The organism is Mucilaginibacter flavus (genome assembly GCF_030409315.1).
GTDB classification, from domain to species: Bacteria; Bacteroidota; Bacteroidia; order Sphingobacteriales; family Sphingobacteriaceae; genus Mucilaginibacter; species Mucilaginibacter flavus.
In genome coordinates this window covers 1-18,750 of sequence record NZ_JAUFPS010000026.1, presented here as the reverse complement: position 1 = coordinate 18,750, position 18,750 = coordinate 1, and the positions used below count along the sequence as shown (strand labels likewise).

Below are 18,750 nucleotides of genomic sequence, written 5' to 3'. Positions count from 1 at the left end.
AGTTTATACCGTCTATATCATATATGAAAGAGATAGTGATTGATCTGGAAGCCGAGAAGAATGAGATCTTAAAACGATACCGTGCTTTGCTGCGTGCCTGTAAATCTACCTTGCAAAAGGGCGATAAACGCATGATTCGCAAAGCCTTTGATATGGCCCTTGAAAGCCATAAAGATATGCGCCGTAAAAGCGGCGAGCCATATATATACCACCCTATTGCCGTTGCCCAGATAGCCGCCGAAGAAATTGGCCTGGGCACTACGTCCATAGTGTGCGCCCTGCTGCATGATGTGGTTGAGGATACCAACATGACGCTGGATGATATTGAAATGGAGTTTGGTAAAAAGGTGGCCAAAATTATTGATGGCTTAACCAAAATATCGGGCGTGTTTGATACAAACAGTTCATTACAGGCCGAAAATTTCCGTAAGATGCTGCTTACCCTGGCCGATGATGTTAGGGTGATACTCATAAAACTGGCCGACCGCCTGCACAACATGCGTACCATGGAGTTTATGCCGCGCGATAAGCAGCTTAAACTATCGTCAGAAACTGTGTACCTGTACGCCCCGCTTGCGCATAGGCTGGGCTTGTACGCCATCAAATCTGAACTGGAAGACCTTTCCATGAAATACATGGAGCGTGAAACTTACCAGTTCATTAAAAAGAAACTAAACGAGAAAAAGGCAGAAAGGGAACGCTTTATCCGCGACTTTATTGAACCGGTGAATAAAGCCCTGCAGGCGCAGGAAATTCATGCTGATGTATTTGGGCGACCAAAATCTATCCATTCCATCTGGAATAAGATGAAGAAAAAGTCGATCCCTTTTGAAGAGGTATATGATCTTTTCGCCATCCGTATTATTTTAGATAGCGCGCCCGATCAGGAAAAGGCCGATTGCTGGAAAGCCTACAGCATAGTTACCGACCAGTACCGGCCAAATCCTGATAGGTTACGTGACTGGATCTCATCGCCCAAAGCCAACGGGTACGAATCACTGCACACCACGGTAATGGGCCCCCGCGGACAATGGGTAGAGGTGCAAATCCGCACTAAGCGAATGAACGAGATTGCTGAAAAAGGTTTTGCAGCGCACTGGAAATACAAAGAATCATCAACAGATAGCGGTCTTGATCTTTGGGTACAAAAGGTGCGCGATATGCTTAAAAACCCCGATACCAACGCGCTCGACTTTATTGACGACTTTAAAATGAATTTATTCAGCGATGAAATTTTCATTTTTACACCCAAAGGCGCACTGATACAACTACCGTTAAATGCAACAGCGCTCGATTTCGCTTTTGAGATCCATACCGACGTAGGTGCAAGTTGTATTGGTGCCAAAGTAAATCATAAACTGGTGCCGCTAAGCTACAAACTGCAAAACGGCGACCAGGTAGAGATCATTACATCGGGCAAACAAACGCCCAAGGAAGATTGGTTAAACTTTGTAGTTACCGCCAAGGCTAAGGCAAAAATAAAATCGGCCTTAAAAGAAGAAAAACGCAAAATTGCCGAGGATGGTAAAGAGATTTTAGAGCGTAAAATGAAATCGCTCAAAATCACTTACAATTCTGAAAACCTGCATAAGCTAAGTTACTTTTTCAAGCTGCAATCAACCCAGGATCTGTTTTATAACATCGCTAAAGGTGTTATAGATATGAAGGACCTGAAGGAATACCAGGCATCTGAAAAAAGTGTAGATAACAAGCCGCAGGATAAGATAGAGCAGGAACAGGTTCAAAGCCTAATCCGCAACCTTAAATCAAAAGACAGCGATATGCTGCTTATTGGCGAGGATATGCAAAAAATTGACTACAAACTGGCCAACTGCTGTAACCCTATCCCCGGCGATGATGTTTTTGGTTTTGTAACCGTAAGCGACGGCATTAAAATACACCGCACCAACTGCCCTAACGCTGCCAAACTGATGGCCAATTACGGATACCGCATTGTAAAAGCTAAGTGGACCAATCAACAGGAGCTTGCATTTTTAACCGGTTTAAGAATTACCGGTATTGATGAAGTTGGTTTAATTAACAAACTAACTACAGTAATATCAAACGACTTCAGAGTAAACATTCGCTCCATCACTGTTGACAGCGATAACGGCATTTTTGAAGGTTCACTGATGATTTACGTAAACGATACCGAGCACCTGGAAAACCTGATTAAAAAAATAAAACTAATTAAAGGCGTAACCGGGGTGAATAGGTTTGACTCGGTAATTGAGAAAGCTTCTTAAGGAAGAGTCAAGAAATTAGAGTCAAGAATCAAGACAGGAAATTAAAAAGAGTCAAGAATTAAGAGTCAAGAATCAAGACAGAAAAAATAGTATTGAGTTCTTTTCCCTATTTGGGTGTATTTAAATTTTCTAAATAAAATTCAAATACTGGAACATAAAACGTCTTAATTCTTGATTCTTGACTCTTGACTCTATCTTAACTAAATAATTAATAACTTTGCCTGCTTAACAGACTATTATGCCCCAACAGGATACTATAGCATTGGTTAAAAAGATTTTTGAGGCTTACCTTGAAAATAAAAACCTGCGCAAAACGCCAGAACGTTTTGCTATACTCGAAGAAATTTATTCCCGTACAGATCATTTTGATGTGGAGTCGTTGTACATCCACATGAAAAATAAAAAATACCGTGTAAGCAGGGCTACTGTTTACAATACGCTGGAGTTACTGGTATCGTGCGATTTGGTTACCAAGCACCAGTTTGGTAAAAATATGGCCCAATTTGAAAAATCATACGGCTACAAACAGCATGACCACATCATTTGCATCGACTGCGGCAAAGTAGTTGAGTTTTGCGACCCCCGCATTCAGCAGATCCAAAGTATGATGGGCGATATTTTAAAATTTGACATTAAACACCACTCTTTAAACCTTTACGGTAATTGCACTAAGCTGCGTGAAGGTAATTGCGATAGGAAGATATAATTCGCCATGGATAAACCTATTTTAAGCAAGCAGGCGTTTTGGGACGTTGATATGAATAGTATCGACTATGAAAAAAATGCGCGTTTTGTAATAGAAAAGGTTGTTGACCGGGGATCATTTGAGGACTTTATTACACTCAAAAAATTTTACGGCGATGATAAAATTAAAAAAGAAATTGTAAATGCTAAGTGGATTGGTGATAAAGAAATTTATTTTTGCTGCGCTATCTTCGATCTTGAACCTAAGGACTTTAAATGTTATATCAAGAAACAGTTGAACCCGCAACTTTGGGTTTACTGACAGAATTAATGTCACTGCCAGAACTGGAGCAATTCAGGCTGGTTGGCGGTACAGCATTATCTTTACTTTTAGGACATCGCAATTCTATTGATCTGGATTTATTTACCGACGAACCTTTCGATAGCGATTTACTCACCTACAAATTGTCTGACACTTTTCCTCAATTTTCTGCCAAGGAAAAAAAAGGGACACGCTTATTTTTCACTTATATAAACAACGTAAAAGTAGATTTTGTACATACGTTTGAAAAGTTCACTTTTGCTAGTAATACAATAGAAGGTATTAGGTTCGCATCGTTGGAAGAAATTATCGCATTGAAATTAAACGCAATAGCGGGGCGGGGAGCAAAAAAAGACTTTTGGGATTTACATGAATTACTTGAACATTTTTCCTTTGATCAAATGTTTTCATTTTATCAAACGCGATATCCAAGCAATTCAACAATGATGATAATTAAATCCATCCCTTACTTTATTGAAGCTGACATGGATTCAGATCCATATAGTTTTAGAAAATTAAAGTGGGACACAATTAAAAAAGAGATCATACTAAAATTTAATAGATATATACAAACGATAAATTAATGGCTGTTGACGTATTATTAGGCCTCCAATGGGGCGATGAAGGTAAAGGAAAAATTGTTGACGTGTTAAGCGCTGGTTACGACCTGATTGCACGTTTCCAGGGCGGCCCTAATGCCGGGCACACTTTGGAGTTCGATGGTAAAAAATTCGTACTGAATACCATTCCTTCAGGTATATTTTTTGAAAACACGATGAACCTTATCGGTAATGGTGTTGTAATTGACCCTATCACCCTTAAAAAGGAAATAGATAAGCTGAAAGATGCCGGTCATGACCTGTTAGCTAAAAAGAACCTGCAAATTGCTAAAAAAGCACACCTGATATTACCCACCCACCAATTGTTGGATGCCGCTTCTGAAAAGAAAATGGGTGATGGTAAAATCGGATCGACATTAAAAGGTATCGGTCCAACCTATATGGATAAAACCGGCCGTAACGGTTTGCGTATTGGTGATATCACTTTACCAGATTTTAAAGAGCGCTACCAAAAATTAGTTGATAAACATACAGCCATGCTTACCGCCATGTACGGCGAAGTAGCGGATTTTTCTGAGCGCGAAACTTTGTTTTTTGAGGCCATTGAGTTTCTTAAGCAATTCCCGCTGGTTGACTCAGAGCATTTAGTTAACGATTATATTAAAAAAGGTAAAAAAGTTTTAGCCGAAGGCGCGCAGGGAGCTATGCTGGATATTGACTTTGGTTCATACCCTTTTGTTACTTCATCAAACACTACCGCGGCTGGCGCTTGTACTGGTTTAGGTATAGCTCCGCAACAAATTGGTGACGTAATTGGCATTTTTAAAGCTTATTGCACCCGTGTTGGTGGTGGCCCCTTCCCCACCGAACTTGAAGACGAAACAGGCGAAGAATTACGCCGTATAGGCCACGAATTTGGCGCTACCACAGGCAGACCTCGTCGTACCGGCTGGATTGATCTGCCGGCTTTAAAATACGCTATCATGCTTAACGGTGTTACCCAATTGGTAATGACCAAGGCAGATGTATTGAGCGGCTTTGATAAAATTTACGCTTGTACCCACTACAACTATTTAGGCGAAAAGATTGATTACATGCCGTATGATATCTGTTCGGTAAGCCCGGAGCCGATCCTGAAAGAAATTGATGGCTGGAATGAGGATTTAACTGGCATTACCGAGTTAAACGAAATCCCTCAAAAACTACAATCATACATTGATTACCTGGAAGCCGAGTTAGGCGTACCGGTAAAATATCTTTCTGTAGGACCAGACAGGAAACAAACCCTGGTATTACATTAATAGTGTTGCCTTAGAGTAACAGGCATCCACATAAATCTTTTTTAAAAGGCCGGGCAACCGGCCTTTTTTCATTTACTTGGTTATTTTTGCACGGTGATAGTACAGGTGAATGATCTGCCGGTTTTTAAGAATAAGGCCCTGCAATGGGCATCGTCATTTGACGCGGTTTGTTACCTCGACTCCAACAATTTCAATGATCCTTACAGCAAATTCGATATGCTGATTGCCTTTGGCGTTAAGGAAGAAATAACCGCTTACACCGGCAAGGCCTTCGATGAGCTGGAAGCCTTCCGCAAAAACAACTCCGGATGGGTCACCGGCTTCTTTGGATACGATCTGAAAAATGAAGCCGAAAAACTATCGTCCAATAATGCAGATCACCTGCAATTTCCAGACCTATACTTTTTTGCGCCATTGCATCTTATTGTCATCAAAGGCAACGATGCAGAGATTATAAGTAATGATGCAGATGAACTATTGAGTCAGATTGATCAACAGGAATTGGCTTCGTACCCTTTGTCAAATGCAGTAACCTTAAAAGCGCGATTTACTAAAAAAGAATACATCGAGGCTGTAGAAAACATTCGGGAACACATTAACCGGGGCGACATTTACGTAACCAATTTTTGCCAGGAATTTTATGCGGAAGAAATACAGATTAACCCGTTAGCCGTATTCCTGGAACTTAATACCATTTCGCCCAACCCATTCTCCACTTTTTTTAAATGGAAGGATAATTATATCCTTGGGGCATCGCCAGAGCGTTTTTTGGCAAAAAGAGGCCACAAACTCATTTCCCAACCTATTAAGGGTACGGCCAAAAGAGATTTGAATAATGAGGCCGACGAACTGGTAAAACAACAATTGCGCAATCATCCCAAAGAGTTACAGGAAAACGTGATGATTGTGGATCTGGTGCGTAATGATCTTACCAAATCGGCCAAACAGGGAACCGTAGCAACCGAGGATTTATTTGGCATTTACACCTTCCGCCATCTGCACCAAATGATCTCGACCATTACATGCGAGCTACAGCAAAGCATATCGCCCGTACAGGCCATTAAAAATAGTTTCCCCATGGGCAGCATGACCGGTGCCCCCAAAGTGAGCGCTATGCAACTGATGGAGCAATATGAGCGCAGCAAACGTGGGGTATACTCCGGCGCGGCAGGCTATTTTAGCGCCGATGATGATTTTGATTTTAATGTGGTGATCAGGTCGTTGTTATATAACGCTGATAACGAATACTTATCATTCCATGTTGGCAGCGCTATTACTTATCATGCAGAAGCGGAAAAGGAATACGAAGAATGTTTGTTAAAAGCTAAAGCTATTTTGGAAGTGTTGGGTGGGTAATCCCAGACTTACGAAGTTTTAAAAACTTCGTAAGTCTTTCGTCGCTTTTGACATCTTTACCCCAATCCTATAGCCTCAACGTGATATTTTTCTCTTATTTCCCTCCAACCACTATCCTATACCCCATTCTAACCTTTATCTCCGATCCTACCGCGAAGAATGCCGAAACCGGCGATTTGCTCAAAAACGGCACAAAAGCTTTGCCATAAAGACCGGCTACATCGGCGTCAAAAATATAGTCTCTAACTTTGCCGGTTTGCCACGAGACATGTTCAACCTGATACTCCATTGTGGCCGTAGGAGTTAGCTTATTATAACCCCAGTAATGCTCAAAAATAAACTCCTCCGGGCTACCCGGCTCAATATCTTTTAATTCATCACTGGCCGTTGCGCCAAGTCTGTTCCATTGGTTATTAAATTTCCATTCGTACAAAAAACGGGTATGGGTATTTTCCATCGGGGTGATGGAGTGCCGCATGGGCATGGTGTGGTAATGCTCTTTGTATAAATTATTGGCAATAAGCGTGATCATGGCTTTAGGCACAATCTCACTTACAAAAACGGCACCGCGTTTCCACTCGGTGCCATTAAAATGCTTTACATAAAAACGCAGGTTAACTTCCTCAAAGTTTACGTGCAATGGCCATTTAATGCCCATTACGCTGGTATCCCTAAATAAAAAGCCAACCATACTCACCAAGGCTTTACCTTTCCACAAATCGAGCTCGGTACCGGGCGGAAGGTATTGATCCAGTATCACCGGGTCAACCTCGTAATTAAGCATCACCAGGTTATTCCATTGCGCTTTTAAAAATTGACGTTTGGGCATTTTGGGTGAATGGAGAGTTGTGAATAGTGAGTGGTAAAAAATATAAGATGAAGAGCAACCACTCACCGTTCACTATTCACCACTCACCGGCTTATTTTTTATAATACTTCATCGCCTCTGGTATGAGGTTTTGAATATTGGCTATACGGGTTGCATCGGCAGGGTGTGTGCTTAAAAATTCGGGCTGCGCGCCGCCTTTGTTTTGGGCTGCCATACGCTGCCAAAAGGCTATTGCATTGTGCGGATCGTAACCGGCCATGGCCATAAAAGTTAAACCTAAACGGTCTGCTTCAGATTCCTGGGCGCGTGAATAGCTTAGTAATTTTAACTGCGTACCTACGCCATACAATGTACCTATAGCAGATTGGGTAGCCTGAGATTTATCGGCAGTTGCAGCACCTACCAAAGCGCCACCACCTTGTACCAGCATCTCTTGCGAAATCCGCTCGGCAGAGTGCCTTGCAATGGCGTGGCCAATTTCATGTCCCATTACTACAGCCAGGTAAGCATCGGTATTAGCAACGGGCAATAAACCACTATAAACCGCTACTTTACCACCAGGCATGCACCAGGCGTTAACTTCGCTGCTTTGAATGAGGTTAAATTCCCAGTTAAAGCTGTATTGATCGCCATAACCGTTTGCCTTTAAATAACTTTCAATGGCGGCGGCAAGGTTACTGCCAATACGTTTTACACGCTGGGCATCGGTACCGTTATTGATAACCTTTGTTTTAGGATCGGATAATAATTGGGAGTAGCTGGCAGCCGCCGACTGGTTTACTTCGGCATCGCCTACCAGGCTTAGTTGTCTACGGCCGGTAAGTGGCACTGTTGAACACGAGAACAGGGTAATAGCTGTAGCTATTATCAATAATGCAGGTTTGAAAATTTTCATAATGATCAGGCAGTTTTTTTCTTCAAAAAATTAACTTTCGATTCGGTGCCTTTTAGTAAGCGTTCGATATTTTTTTGGTGCGTTACCAGTATCAGCATGCAAATACACATCCCATAAATTACCACCGACCTAATGGAGGTGGGAAAAACAAACGACACTCCTATTGGATATGTAAACGCCGCCGCTATTGAGCTAAGCGAAACATACTTGGTAAGCAATAACACTACCACAAATACCACCACGCATAATAATGCGGCATGCAGGTGAATAGCTAAAATCATTCCAAACAATGTAGCAACACCTTTACCGCCCCTAAAACCGGCAAATATTGGGAACAGGTGCCCCATAACCGCCGCCACACCCAGGGCCAGCGCGTAGTTCATGTACGATGATGAATTGTATGGACCGGTGGTAGATACACCGATAAAAAAAGCGAGGTTGGTGGCTGTCCACCCTTTTAAAATATCGAGGAACATTACGGGGATACCGGCTTGTTTGCCTAATACCCTGAAGGTATTGGTTGCGCCCGCGTTACCGCTGCCGTATTCGCGTACATCAACACCATAAAATGCCTGCCCTATCCAAACCGCTGTAGGGATAGATCCGCATAGATAGGCTAAAATAAGCGCTGAAACAGAATAAACGTTTATCATTGCCCTGCAATATTACAAAATTGAAACCGGACTAAAGTTTTTATCATGCTAAAATCTAAAACCACAACAATGATTTTAAAAACTTTAAAAGCTAAAATTTGAACCAATTGTTTTTAACAAACAATGTTTTTACTTTATGGCCTTTAAACTCAGATCGAGACTTTTTACAGAGTGGGTTAACGCCCCTACAGAAATATAATCAACCCCACAGTCGGCATATTCACGGATATTATCTATTGTTATACCGCCAGATGCTTCGGTTATAAACCTGCCATTGATGATGTTAACCGCCTGCTTAAGTTCGACATAGTTAAAATTATCTAACAAGATACGGTTAATGTTGCCGGTTTGCAAAACCTGTTCTAATTCGTCAAGGTTACGTACTTCTATTTCAATAGCCAGTTTTTTGTTCTTATCTGCCAGGTATTGGTTGGCGTTTTCAATGGCCTGCCTTATGCCGCCGGCGTAATCAACATGATTATCCTTAATCAGGATCATATCATACAGTCCAAAGCGATGATTAACACCGCCGCCTATTTTTACAGCCCATTTTTCGAGGTAACGTAAACCGGGTGTGGTTTTACGGGTATCTAAAACTTTTGTGTTGGTGCCTTTTAACAGATCAACTATATGGTGGGTTTTTGTAGCAATTCCAGACATGCGCTGCATACAATTCAGTACCAAACGCTCGGCCACCAAAATGCTTTGGGCGCTGCCTTCTACTTCAAAGGCTACATCCCCGTATTTTACCGCTGCACCATCCTGTATAAAAACATTTACCTTAAGGGCAGGGTCAACAATATGAAATATTTCTAAAGCAAGTTCAACACCGGCTAAAATGCCATCATCTTTTACCAAAAGCTTTGCTTTACCTACAGTATCTGCCGGAATAGTTGATAACGAAGTATGGTCGCCATCGCCAACATCTTCCTTTAAAGCATTTATTATAAACGGGTCAATCAGTTCCTTATCCAAACGAATTACTTTTTAGTATGCCTCAAAAGTAAGGTTATTTGGACAAAGGACAAAAAGACAAAGGAGCAAGGATATTGGAGCAAGGACAAAAAGATAAAGGAACAAGGATAAAAAGACAAAGCAGAAATAGGCAAAGAAAAAATCTTGCTACTTGATACTAAATACTTGATACTAAAACCTACTTCACTTTCTCATCCTCTATCCTAAACTCAACAATGCTCATGCTGCCGTTAATGTTTTTTAGGGTGAAGGCTATTCGGTATTCCTTTTTATCCGTAGTGGTTAAAATATATACGCCAAGGGTAATACTGCTGCTGGAGTTTACTTTATGGAGTAATTTGATGCTTTGAGGTTTATTTTTGGCGAAAAAGTCTTCGAGTATGGTGGCTGCTTTTTCTCTGGGATAAGTGTTTTCATCCTCCATTAAGGTGATATCAACATTGGGAGCAAATAGTTTAGCTATTTCTTTGGCGTTGCCCTGTTTTATGAGGTTGGCCACGTTATCAATAGCATCGGCCGATGCTTTGGTGCTAACAAGCAATAAAAATATAAACGATGACAGGTAAAGGAGTTTCATATAATGAATACGTGATAAAATAACTTAATGTTACATCGTTAAAAAACTACAAACCGGTTGTTATAAGGTGATGTAGCTATATAACTGCTTAGGCGCTCAATTATTGTATTAATAATCAGCAAGATGCGCGCATATGCTTAAATTCAAAAATTATAAGCATAAGTACGGTGTTGCCTTTATATTTGCAATGTGGAAAATAAAAAAAAACTCGCATTAATCATCCTTGACGGCTGGGGTTATGGCCGCAACGATCAGTCAAACGCTATACTTGCAGCCAACACCCCTTTTGTTGACTCGATACTGCAAAATTATCCAAACTCAAAGCTGGAAGCATCGGGCACAGCGGTAGGCTTACCTGCCGGCCAGATGGGCAACTCCGAAGTTGGGCACATGAATTTAGGTGCCGGCCGTGTTGTTTACCAGGAGCTTGGCCGTATCCATAAGGCGGTTGATGATAACGAATTGCCAACCATCCCGGTATTGAAAGATGCCTTTGAATATGCCAAACAAAACAATAAAGATGTGCATTTCATTGGCCTGGTATCTGATGGCGGGGTTCACTCCCACATCAGGCACGTAAAAGGTTTATGCGATGCCGCTAAACAGTTTGATTTAAACAATGTATTTATCCATGCCTTTTTAGATGGCCGCGATACCGACCCTAAATCGGGCTTAGGTTTTGTTACCGAACTGGAAGAGCATATTGCCGGTACATCTGCAAAAATTGCCACGGCTATCGGTCGTTACTATGCCATGGACCGTGATAACCGTTGGGAGCGTGTTAAATTAGCTTACGACCTGATGGTTAACGGCGAAGGCGAAGCCACACAACACATTACCGACCTGATCAAAAAATCATATGAAGATGGTGTTACCGATGAGTTTATTAAACCTATTGTTAACGTTGATAGCAACGGCAAGCCTGTTGCAGTGATTAAAGACGGCGATGTGGTAATTTGCTTTAACTTCCGTACCGATCGTGGCCGCGAAATCAGCATAGCTTTAACCCAAAAATCATTCCCTGAATATAACCTGCACCCGCTTAACATCCGTTACATCACCATGACCCCATATGATGAAACGTTTAAAAATGTACAGGTGGTTTTCAACAAAGAAGACCTGACCAAAACCCTTGGCGAAATTTTACAGAATGCCGGTAAAACCCAGATCAGGATTGCCGAAACTGAAAAATATCCACACGTAACCTTCTTCTTCTCTGGTGGCCGCGAGCGCGAGTTTGAAGGCGAAAAACGCCTTTTAGCACCATCGCCAAAAGTAGCTACTTATGATTTACAGCCAGAAATGAACGCAGCTGGTATCCGCGATGCCATCATCCCGGAGTTGGAGAGCGGCTGGCCCGATTTTGTTTGCTTAAACTTTGCCAATACCGATATGGTTGGCCACACGGGTGTTTTTAGCGCGGTTGTTAAAGCTGCCGAAACTGCCGATAGCTGTGCCCAGGCCGTTGTTGAAGCCGGTTTAGCAAATGGCTATAGCTTTATCATCCTGGCCGATCACGGCAACGCCGATTACATGATCAATGAAGATGGCAGCCCTAATACGGCGCACACCACCAACCTGGTACCATGTATTGTTATTGATAAAGATGTTACACATGTAAAAGATGGCAAACTGGGCGATGTTGCCCCAACCATTTTAAAAATACTGGGTGTTGAAATCCCTGTGGAAATGACCGGTAATGTATTGGTGTAAACTAAAACTAACTTATATAGCCGCCCTTACGGGCGGCTTTGTGCTTTTATTGGGCTTGCAATCATGCAGGCCAGATAAAACACAGCCTAACGGCACTTTAAAATATTTTGATATAGCCGGTTATTTTAAGGCCGATACTTCAAAGCTGCAGAAACTCAACCCTGCGGTTAACAAAACCGTAACCCATAACGGTATAAGTGAAAACAAAACGGTACACATACCTAACTGGGGCCAGGAGCTGAATCTTTTTATCCAGTCGGACATTAATCGTCCGGCCTGGAAAAACAGTTACAATGTTTTGAATACTGATTCGCTGATTATTTATACCGCGAAGACTCCCGACTTGCGCACTACCAAAATAATGATCAGGAAAGATAACGGTAAAGTAAAATGGCTGGTGATATTTAACCATACCAAAAATCTGCTTTACGAAACCGTTGAAAAACTAAGTTATTTCCCCGATTCGGCCTACCAGATTGCAAAATCACAGCATGTTAAATTGATGGGCAAGAATTTGTATGTGGTAAAGGGGGTTTTGAAGAAATAAGGATTTACAACGTTCCTACCCATGATAAGTTTTTTTTAGCCGGCCGGTCATCCTGAGCCTGTAGAAGGACGTGCGCAGAGGCTTTCCGCCTGCGTGCTTCGACAAGCTACTTATAACGTGTCATAAAAATGTTGTCATCCTGAACGCAGTGAAAGATCTTCTTAATTAGAAAAGTAGGCAATTTACAGGGCGAAGAAGATCCTTCGTTCCTCAGGATGACAGGGAGGAGAAGATGGTTTTACGTCATTTCCACTTTCAGAGGCCCGGATTTTATTCCTCAGGATGACAGTGTGGAGAAGATTGTTTTATATTAATTCCACTTTCAGAGTTCGCGGACTCTACAACTCAGCATGTCGTATTTCTCAGCAAATCTTAGTGCTTCACCATGGCAGTAGAGCTTGCCTGTCCCAGTTTATCTTTAGCCTGATCTATCAGCACAGCTATATCATTGCGGCCGGGATTAGTGTTCAGGATTTTTTCCAGATCGGCAATGGAGGCCTTTAAAGAGTTGATACCACGGCTTTTATCAAAAAACTTAGAATTTGTTTGCAGTTTAAACAAACCGTAGTCGCGGTAAGCTATCCCCCTGTTTTGGTAGTATTTACTATCGCTTGGATCATTATTGATTGATATGGCTTTGGTAAGGTCTACTATGGCCCCTAAAAGGTATAGTTCCCTATCGGCATCTTTAGTTTGGTTATCCTTGCCCAAATAGCTTTTTGCCCTGGCCCTGTAATAGTAAGCTGTAGCATCGGCAGGTTTAATGGCAATAACGCGCGTGTAAGCGGCAATTGATTTTTTGTAGTTATCGCTGTGGTAATAAGAGTAACCCAGCATCCACAAGGCGTTGGCGTTGGTTGAATCGGTAATGCACGCTTTTTCAAGGTGTGTTACCGCCGACCGGAAATCGCCATCCATAACAGCCTGCTGCCCCATTTTTACATAAGCGCTTTGTGCCAGTGTGGTTTCAATGGTTGACAATAGCAGGAAGGGTAAAATGACTGAAAGCCTCATCAAGGGATTAATGGTGAACAAAATTGTATATCATTAACTAACTTTACTTCAAAATATTATGCCAAAATTCAATTTATTTTCAAAATTACCACTGGCATGCAAATCCGGGAAGCGATACTATGACTTTTTTTCATCTTTAGCAACAAAATCTGCTTTATTTAAACAAAAACAGAATACTCTGTAACCAACACATAAACAGTACGTTAACAGTCTAAATTGATTGTTAACAATTATTAAGCTAACTTGGCACAGCTCTTGAAACATAGTACCGCACAGGTTTTCACCATGATATCCCTGTAATTTACAGTCTGTTTTAGTTAACAGGCTGACAACATGACGTTATTTTCTACACAAAAAATATATAATGAGTTTCGATCCATTTGATTTTAAAAACGCTTTACCGGTTATAAACGAGGATTCGGAGTTTTTCCCTTTGATGTCTACCGAAGACGAGGAGGAGATGAACAACGAACAACTGCCGGAAGTACTGGCCATATTGCCATTGCGCAATACGGTATTGTTTCCGGGGGTGGTTATCCCAATAACTGTAGGCCGCGATAAATCAATTAAACTTATCCGCGATGCCAATAAAGGCAACCGCATGATTGGTGTTGTTGCCCAGCAGGATGTAAATATTGAAGATCCAAATTTTGAACAGTTAAACAGCGTCGGTACTATCGCGCTTATCATAAAAATGCTGCAAATGCCCGATGGCAACACCACCGTGATATTGCAAGGCAAAAAGCGTTTTATATTAAAAGATGAAGTACAGGCTGAGCCATACATCAAAGCTACGGTTGAACCTTTTAAGGAAACTAAAACCAAAGAGGATAAAGAGTTTAAAGCCATGGTATCATCTATAAAGGATATGGCCATGAGCATTATTCAGTTATCGCCCAACATACCAAGCGAAGCCGGTATCGCTATCCGCAATATTGAAAGCACTTCATTTTTGATCAATTTTATATCATCAAACATGAATGCTGATATGGCGGCCAAACAACGCCTGTTGGAAATTGCCAACCTGCGCGAAAGGACAACCCTTGTGTTGGAACACTTAACGCTTGACCTGCAAATGCTTGAACTTAAAAACCAGATTCAAAGCAAGGTACGGGTAGATTTAGATAAACAGCAACGCGATTATTTTTTAAATCAGCAATTAAAAACCATACAGGAAGAATTAGGCGGCAACACTCCCGATTTGGAAATTGACAGCCTGCGTCAGCGCGCCGTTAAAAAGAAATGGGCGAAAGAAGTTAAAGATCATTTTGCCAAAGAGCTTGAAAAACTGGCTCGCACCAATCCAGCCGCGTCGGATTATTCGGTACAGATCAATTACCTTGAATTGTTGCTTGATTTGCCATGGAACGAGTTTACCAAAGATAACTTCGACCTTAAGCGCGCCCAAAAAGTTTTGGATAAAGATCACTTTGGTTTAGATAAAGTAAAACAACGCATCATTGAATACCTGGCCGTGCTTAAATTAAAGCACGATATGAAAGCCCCTATCCTTTGTTTGGTTGGCCCTCCGGGAGTTGGTAAAACATCCTTGGGTAAATCTATCGCCAAAGCTTTGGGCCGTAAATATGTGCGTATGGCTTTAGGCGGTATCCGTGATGAGGCCGAGATCAGAGGTCACCGTAAAACTTACATCGGTGCTATGCCGGGCCGTATTATCCAGTCGATAAAAAAAGCAGGTGCGGCTAACCCTGTATTTATTTTAGATGAGATTGATAAAGTAGGTAACGATTTTCGTGGTGATCCATCGTCGGCCTTGTTAGAGGTGCTTGACCCTGAACAAAACGGTACTTTTTATGACCATTATGTAGAGATGGATTTCGACCTGTCGAACGTAATGTTTATCGCTACGGCAAACTCACTAAGCACCATTCAACCGGCTTTGCTGGATAGGATGGAAATTATTGAGGTAAATGGCTACACCATTGAAGAGAAGGTAGAAATTGCCAAGCAACACCTGGTACCTAAACAACGCGAAGCCCACGGCTTAAAGTTGAAAGATGTAAGCCTTAAAAACGACATTTTAGAAAAGATCATTGTTGATTATACCCGCGAAAGTGGTGTACGTTCTTTAGAGAAAAAGATAGGCTCGGTTGTACGTGGCGTGGCTAAAAACATCGCGATGGAGGAAGAGTACAACCCGGCAGTCAACAAAAAAGACGTTGAGAAAATATTAGGCGCGCCTATTTTTGACAAAGACCTTTATGAGGGTAACGACGTAGCGGGCGTTGTAACCGGCCTGGCCTGGACATCTGTTGGCGGCGACATCTTGTTCATTGAAGCAAGTTTAAGTCCCGGTAAAGGCCGCTTAACGCTTACGGGCAGCCTTGGCGATGTAATGAAGGAATCTGTGACCATTGCACTGGCTTATTTAAGGGCCCATGCCGGTTATTTTGATATCAACCCTAAATTGTTTGATCTTTGGGATGTACATGTGCACGTACCGGCAGGTGCTACCCCTAAAGATGGCCCATCGGCAGGTATTACCATGCTTACCGCCTTGGTTTCGGCATTTACGCAGCGTAAGGTAAAACCTAACCTTGCCATGACGGGCGAGATCACCTTACGTGGTCGTGTACTGCCGGTAGGTGGCATCAGGGAAAAAATACTGGCTGCCAAACGTGCCAATATTAAAGAGATCATTCTTTGCAAATCAAACCAGAAAGATATTTTGGAGATTAAGGAAAGCTACATTACCGATCTTAGCTTCCATTACGTAACCGATATGCGCGATGTGATAAAACTGGCGCTGTTGAATGAAAAGGTAAGCGAACCGCTTGACCTTACGATTAAAGAAGAAGAGAAGAAAGCTTAACAATGTGAACAAAAACGGCGCCAGACAGGCGCCATTTTTGTTTGTGATAAACACTGAATTTTCTGTTTTGTAAACCTGCATTATGTCAATCTGCTATCCCTACTGAAACCTTTTATCCACCTTTAGCGTAATACGACCTTGAATTGTATATTAATTCAATACACCTAAAGAATGAAGAAATTTTTTACTCTTAAAGCTATTTTTCTATCCCTTTTCATTTTAACGCATTTAAGTTCATCGGCACAAATTGTTGAGCCTAACATGAGCGACACTGTTAAAAGAGTACACCCGGACACTACAAAAAAAACAGTAATTGATTCGGCCAAAACCGATACTACTGTAGCAGAACCAAGCCACCAACGTGCGCAAACCGCTTTTTTTGAGGTAGGCGGTCCCGGTTTGGCGCTTACCGTTAACTACGATGCCCGTTTTGGAAACCGCCGCGATGGATTTGGCTACCGCGTAGGTGCAGGCTATTTTGCAACCGATGGTAACAACGTATTTTCGGTTCCAATTCAAATTAACTACCTGTATGGCAAAGGCCGCAGCATGGTTGAAATTGGTGGTGGTACAACCTTCCTTAACTCGCATGGTAACCCCAACGGCAAAACATTTATTTTTGACCGCATTACCGGTTTCATAGGCACAGCCACCATTGGCTACAGGTATCAGCCCGAAGAGAAGGGCATTAACCTGCGCATAGGCTTTGTACCCATATTTTATGACGAAGGTATTATTGCCGCAGGTGGCATAAGCGTTGGCTACACCTTCAAATAATTAGATAAAGACTGATCACATATACAGGGTTCCTGCACATAACGCGGGAGCCCTTTTTATTTATACACAAAGCGAAATCGCTTTTAAAAACCTATCACCTGATTTTGGCTAAAGCCACTATGTTATAATGCCATTTTCCGCCCCATAAATGGGACGGCAATGAATTGCCACCTCAATCAGAGTTTGATTTCATTGCCGTTTGGCTTTAGCCAACGGTGTACGTGGTTTTAGCCAAAAATTCAATTTTGCATTTTAAAAGCGATTTCCCTGTTTATACACACGTATGGCGCAGTATAATCAACTCAAATTTTTATATTAGTCGCCAATATATTAATATCCTAAATGTTTAAAAAGCTATTACTTACACTGGTATGCCTGTTGGGCAGCTTTGGTTTATTTGCCCAAACACACAGCCATGAATTTGGCATCCAAACGGATAATGACTCCTACCTGGGCCAGGGATCTGACAGGTATTACACCAATGGCATTTTCTTTTACTATCGTAAAGCGCTAAAAACCGATGGCAACAGTAAGCTTCAGAATAAGATATTAGGCTTTGAGTTAGGGCAAAAAATGTTCAACGCGCAATCAGGCTATGTTCGCGACCAAACGGATGTGGATAGACCATTTGCTGCCTACACGTACATTGGATCGACACTTAATTTCTTATACAAAAACGAAAGCACGTTGAAACTGGGTGCCCAGATAGGCATTGTGGGCCCGGCAGCCGGCGGCGAACCTGTACAAAAGCTAATTCACAATACCTTCGGTTTTTACACCCTAAACGGCTGGCAATACCAGGTGCAGAATGATGTAGAGCTTAACCTATCGGGCGAATACAACAAACTACTGGCCCGCGCATCATGGATTGATTTAAGTTTGGCCAGTTACGCAAATCTGGGGACCGGTTTTAACGGCGCGGGTGCTGGTCCGCTTATTCGTATTGGTAATTTTAACCAGCTATTTAACTCGGTAAGTACCCAAAGTACGGCATCAGTTGCCGAGCAAACCGGCTTACTACACAAACACGAAATTTTCTTTTACTACAAACCGCAGGCAAACGGCGTGCTATACGATGCCACCATACAAGGCGGCCTTTTCCACACCCACGACCCAAACAGCCTGGAAATTTTGGGCACCAAAAAACCATTCATATTTAGCCAGCAATTTGGCGTCGCCTTTACCACCAGCAGGTTTACGTTTGATGTAGCCGCCATTTTCCACACCCGCGAAGTAGAAACCATGGTTCACAAACACCAATGGGCGGCGATTACAGGAGTGTATAGGTTTAAATAGATGTGCAGATTTTTTAGATGTGCAAATTTCAAATGTGCAGATATGCAGATGAGGGATCGGATGTGCAAATTTCAGATGTGCAGATATGCATGTCTCGTCCTGAAATAGGTTTACTAAATTAGTAAATCATTTAAATCATGATCAGGCGAGAAATAGTATCAAAGAAGCAGCA

At 42.0% G+C, this 18,750-nt stretch carries 17 protein-coding genes; 11 read left to right on the top strand and 6 right to left on the bottom strand.

The window, feature by feature from the left end:
* Positions 1-23: 23 nt before the first annotated feature.
* The 6 genes from QWZ17_RS09895 (at position 24) to QWZ17_RS09870 (ending at position 6,469) form a co-directional block, all read left to right on the top strand.
* Positions 24-2,246, top strand: a complete 2,223-nt coding sequence (locus QWZ17_RS09895) for a RelA/SpoT family protein (RefSeq protein ID WP_290305035.1) — start codon at positions 24-26, stop codon at positions 2,244-2,246.
* A 238-nt stretch (positions 2,247-2,484) separates the two neighbouring features.
* Entirely contained in the window at positions 2,485-2,952 is a 468-nt protein-coding gene (locus QWZ17_RS09890; RefSeq protein WP_290305034.1) for a Fur family transcriptional regulator, read from the top strand.
* A 6-nt stretch (positions 2,953-2,958) separates the two neighbouring features.
* The gene (locus QWZ17_RS09885; RefSeq protein ID WP_290305033.1) at positions 2,959-3,252 is read left to right on the top strand and encodes a DUF6922 domain-containing protein; all 294 of its coding nucleotides are present in this window, start codon (positions 2,959-2,961) and stop codon (positions 3,250-3,252) included.
* Positions 3,207-3,836, top strand: coding sequence for a nucleotidyl transferase AbiEii/AbiGii toxin family protein (locus QWZ17_RS09880; RefSeq protein ID WP_290305032.1), 630 nt, complete (start codon positions 3,207-3,209; stop codon positions 3,834-3,836). Before QWZ17_RS09885 ends, QWZ17_RS09880 begins: the two co-directional genes overlap by 46 nt.
* Complete coding sequence (locus QWZ17_RS09875; protein ID WP_290305031.1) at positions 3,836-5,113, top strand: adenylosuccinate synthase; 1,278 nt, start codon at positions 3,836-3,838, stop codon at positions 5,111-5,113. Before QWZ17_RS09880 ends, QWZ17_RS09875 begins: the two co-directional genes overlap by 1 nt.
* Before the next feature lie 93 nt (positions 5,114-5,206).
* On the top strand, positions 5,207-6,469 hold the full coding sequence (locus QWZ17_RS09870; RefSeq protein ID WP_290305030.1) for an anthranilate synthase component I family protein: 1,263 nt from the start codon (positions 5,207-5,209) through the stop codon (positions 6,467-6,469).
* Between the two features lie 94 nt (positions 6,470-6,563).
* Here QWZ17_RS09870 and QWZ17_RS09865 read toward each other — a convergent pair whose 3' ends face one another.
* The 5 genes from QWZ17_RS09865 to QWZ17_RS09845 form a co-directional block, all read right to left on the bottom strand.
* Positions 6,564-7,298, bottom strand: coding sequence for a YqjF family protein (locus tag QWZ17_RS09865; RefSeq protein ID WP_290305028.1), 735 nt, complete (start codon positions 7,296-7,298; stop codon positions 6,564-6,566).
* Between the two features lie 91 nt (positions 7,299-7,389).
* A complete protein-coding gene (locus QWZ17_RS09860; protein WP_290305027.1) occupies positions 7,390-8,193 on the bottom strand; it encodes a M48 family metallopeptidase in 804 nt (267 codons plus the stop codon).
* Between the two features lie 5 nt (positions 8,194-8,198).
* The gene (gene plsY / locus QWZ17_RS09855; RefSeq protein ID WP_290305026.1) at positions 8,199-8,846 is read right to left on the bottom strand and encodes a glycerol-3-phosphate 1-O-acyltransferase PlsY; all 648 of its coding nucleotides are present in this window, start codon (positions 8,844-8,846) and stop codon (positions 8,199-8,201) included.
* Between the two features lie 129 nt (positions 8,847-8,975).
* Complete coding sequence (gene nadC, locus QWZ17_RS09850; protein ID WP_290305024.1) at positions 8,976-9,821, bottom strand: carboxylating nicotinate-nucleotide diphosphorylase; 846 nt, start codon at positions 9,819-9,821, stop codon at positions 8,976-8,978.
* Between the two features lie 178 nt (positions 9,822-9,999).
* A complete protein-coding gene (locus QWZ17_RS09845; protein WP_290305023.1) occupies positions 10,000-10,398 on the bottom strand; it encodes a DUF4783 domain-containing protein in 399 nt (132 codons plus the stop codon).
* Between the two features lie 189 nt (positions 10,399-10,587).
* Between QWZ17_RS09845 and gpmI the strand changes: the two genes are divergently transcribed.
* Entirely contained in the window at positions 10,588-12,111 is a 1,524-nt protein-coding gene (gene gpmI / locus QWZ17_RS09840; protein WP_290305022.1) for a 2,3-bisphosphoglycerate-independent phosphoglycerate mutase, read from the top strand.
* Positions 12,098-12,658, top strand: a complete 561-nt coding sequence (locus QWZ17_RS09835) for a hypothetical protein (protein WP_290305021.1) — start codon at positions 12,098-12,100, stop codon at positions 12,656-12,658. Before gpmI ends, QWZ17_RS09835 begins: the two co-directional genes overlap by 14 nt.
* A 372-nt stretch (positions 12,659-13,030) precedes the next feature.
* Here QWZ17_RS09835 and QWZ17_RS09830 read toward each other — a convergent pair whose 3' ends face one another.
* The gene (locus QWZ17_RS09830) at positions 13,031-13,672 is read right to left on the bottom strand and encodes a tetratricopeptide repeat protein (protein WP_290305020.1); all 642 of its coding nucleotides are present in this window, start codon (positions 13,670-13,672) and stop codon (positions 13,031-13,033) included.
* A 364-nt stretch (positions 13,673-14,036) separates the two neighbouring features.
* On the opposite strand from QWZ17_RS09830, the gene lon reads away from it, so the two are divergent.
* The 3 genes from lon (at position 14,037) to QWZ17_RS09815 (ending at position 18,578) form a co-directional block, all read left to right on the top strand.
* Positions 14,037-16,505: an endopeptidase La gene (gene lon / locus QWZ17_RS09825; RefSeq protein ID WP_290305019.1), complete on the top strand. Its 2,469-nt coding sequence runs from the start codon at positions 14,037-14,039 to the stop codon at positions 16,503-16,505.
* A 171-nt stretch (positions 16,506-16,676) separates the two neighbouring features.
* Positions 16,677-17,282, top strand: a complete 606-nt coding sequence (locus tag QWZ17_RS09820; protein ID WP_290305018.1) for a hypothetical protein — start codon at positions 16,677-16,679, stop codon at positions 17,280-17,282.
* 342 nt (positions 17,283-17,624) lie between these two features.
* A complete protein-coding gene (locus QWZ17_RS09815) occupies positions 17,625-18,578 on the top strand; it encodes a lipid A deacylase LpxR family protein (protein WP_290305017.1) in 954 nt (317 codons plus the stop codon).
* Positions 18,579-18,750: the final 172 nt, after the last annotated feature.

Coding starts and splice junctions, on each gene's coding strand:
- QWZ17_RS09835 (WP_290305021.1), top strand. CDS start 12,098: ATGTATTGGTGTAAACTAAAACTAACTTATATAGCCGCCCTTACGGGC.
- QWZ17_RS09860 (WP_290305027.1), bottom strand. CDS start 8,193: ATGAAAATTTTCAAACCTGCATTATTGATAATAGCTACAGCTATTACC.
- lon (WP_290305019.1), top strand. CDS start 14,037: ATGAGTTTCGATCCATTTGATTTTAAAAACGCTTTACCGGTTATAAAC.
- QWZ17_RS09875 (WP_290305031.1), top strand. CDS start 3,836: ATGGCTGTTGACGTATTATTAGGCCTCCAATGGGGCGATGAAGGTAAA.
- QWZ17_RS09880 (WP_290305032.1), top strand. CDS start 3,207: ATGTTATATCAAGAAACAGTTGAACCCGCAACTTTGGGTTTACTGACA.
- QWZ17_RS09895 (WP_290305035.1), top strand. CDS start 24: ATGAAAGAGATAGTGATTGATCTGGAAGCCGAGAAGAATGAGATCTTA.
- QWZ17_RS09890 (WP_290305034.1), top strand. CDS start 2,485: ATGCCCCAACAGGATACTATAGCATTGGTTAAAAAGATTTTTGAGGCT.
- QWZ17_RS09885 (WP_290305033.1), top strand. CDS start 2,959: ATGGATAAACCTATTTTAAGCAAGCAGGCGTTTTGGGACGTTGATATG.
- QWZ17_RS09865 (WP_290305028.1), bottom strand. CDS start 7,298: ATGCCCAAACGTCAATTTTTAAAAGCGCAATGGAATAACCTGGTGATG.
- QWZ17_RS09830 (WP_290305020.1), bottom strand. CDS start 13,672: ATGAGGCTTTCAGTCATTTTACCCTTCCTGCTATTGTCAACCATTGAA.
- plsY (WP_290305026.1), bottom strand. CDS start 8,846: ATGATAAACGTTTATTCTGTTTCAGCGCTTATTTTAGCCTATCTATGC.
- QWZ17_RS09815 (WP_290305017.1), top strand. CDS start 17,625: ATGTTTAAAAAGCTATTACTTACACTGGTATGCCTGTTGGGCAGCTTT.
- QWZ17_RS09820 (WP_290305018.1), top strand. CDS start 16,677: ATGAAGAAATTTTTTACTCTTAAAGCTATTTTTCTATCCCTTTTCATT.
- QWZ17_RS09845 (WP_290305023.1), bottom strand. CDS start 10,398: ATGAAACTCCTTTACCTGTCATCGTTTATATTTTTATTGCTTGTTAGC.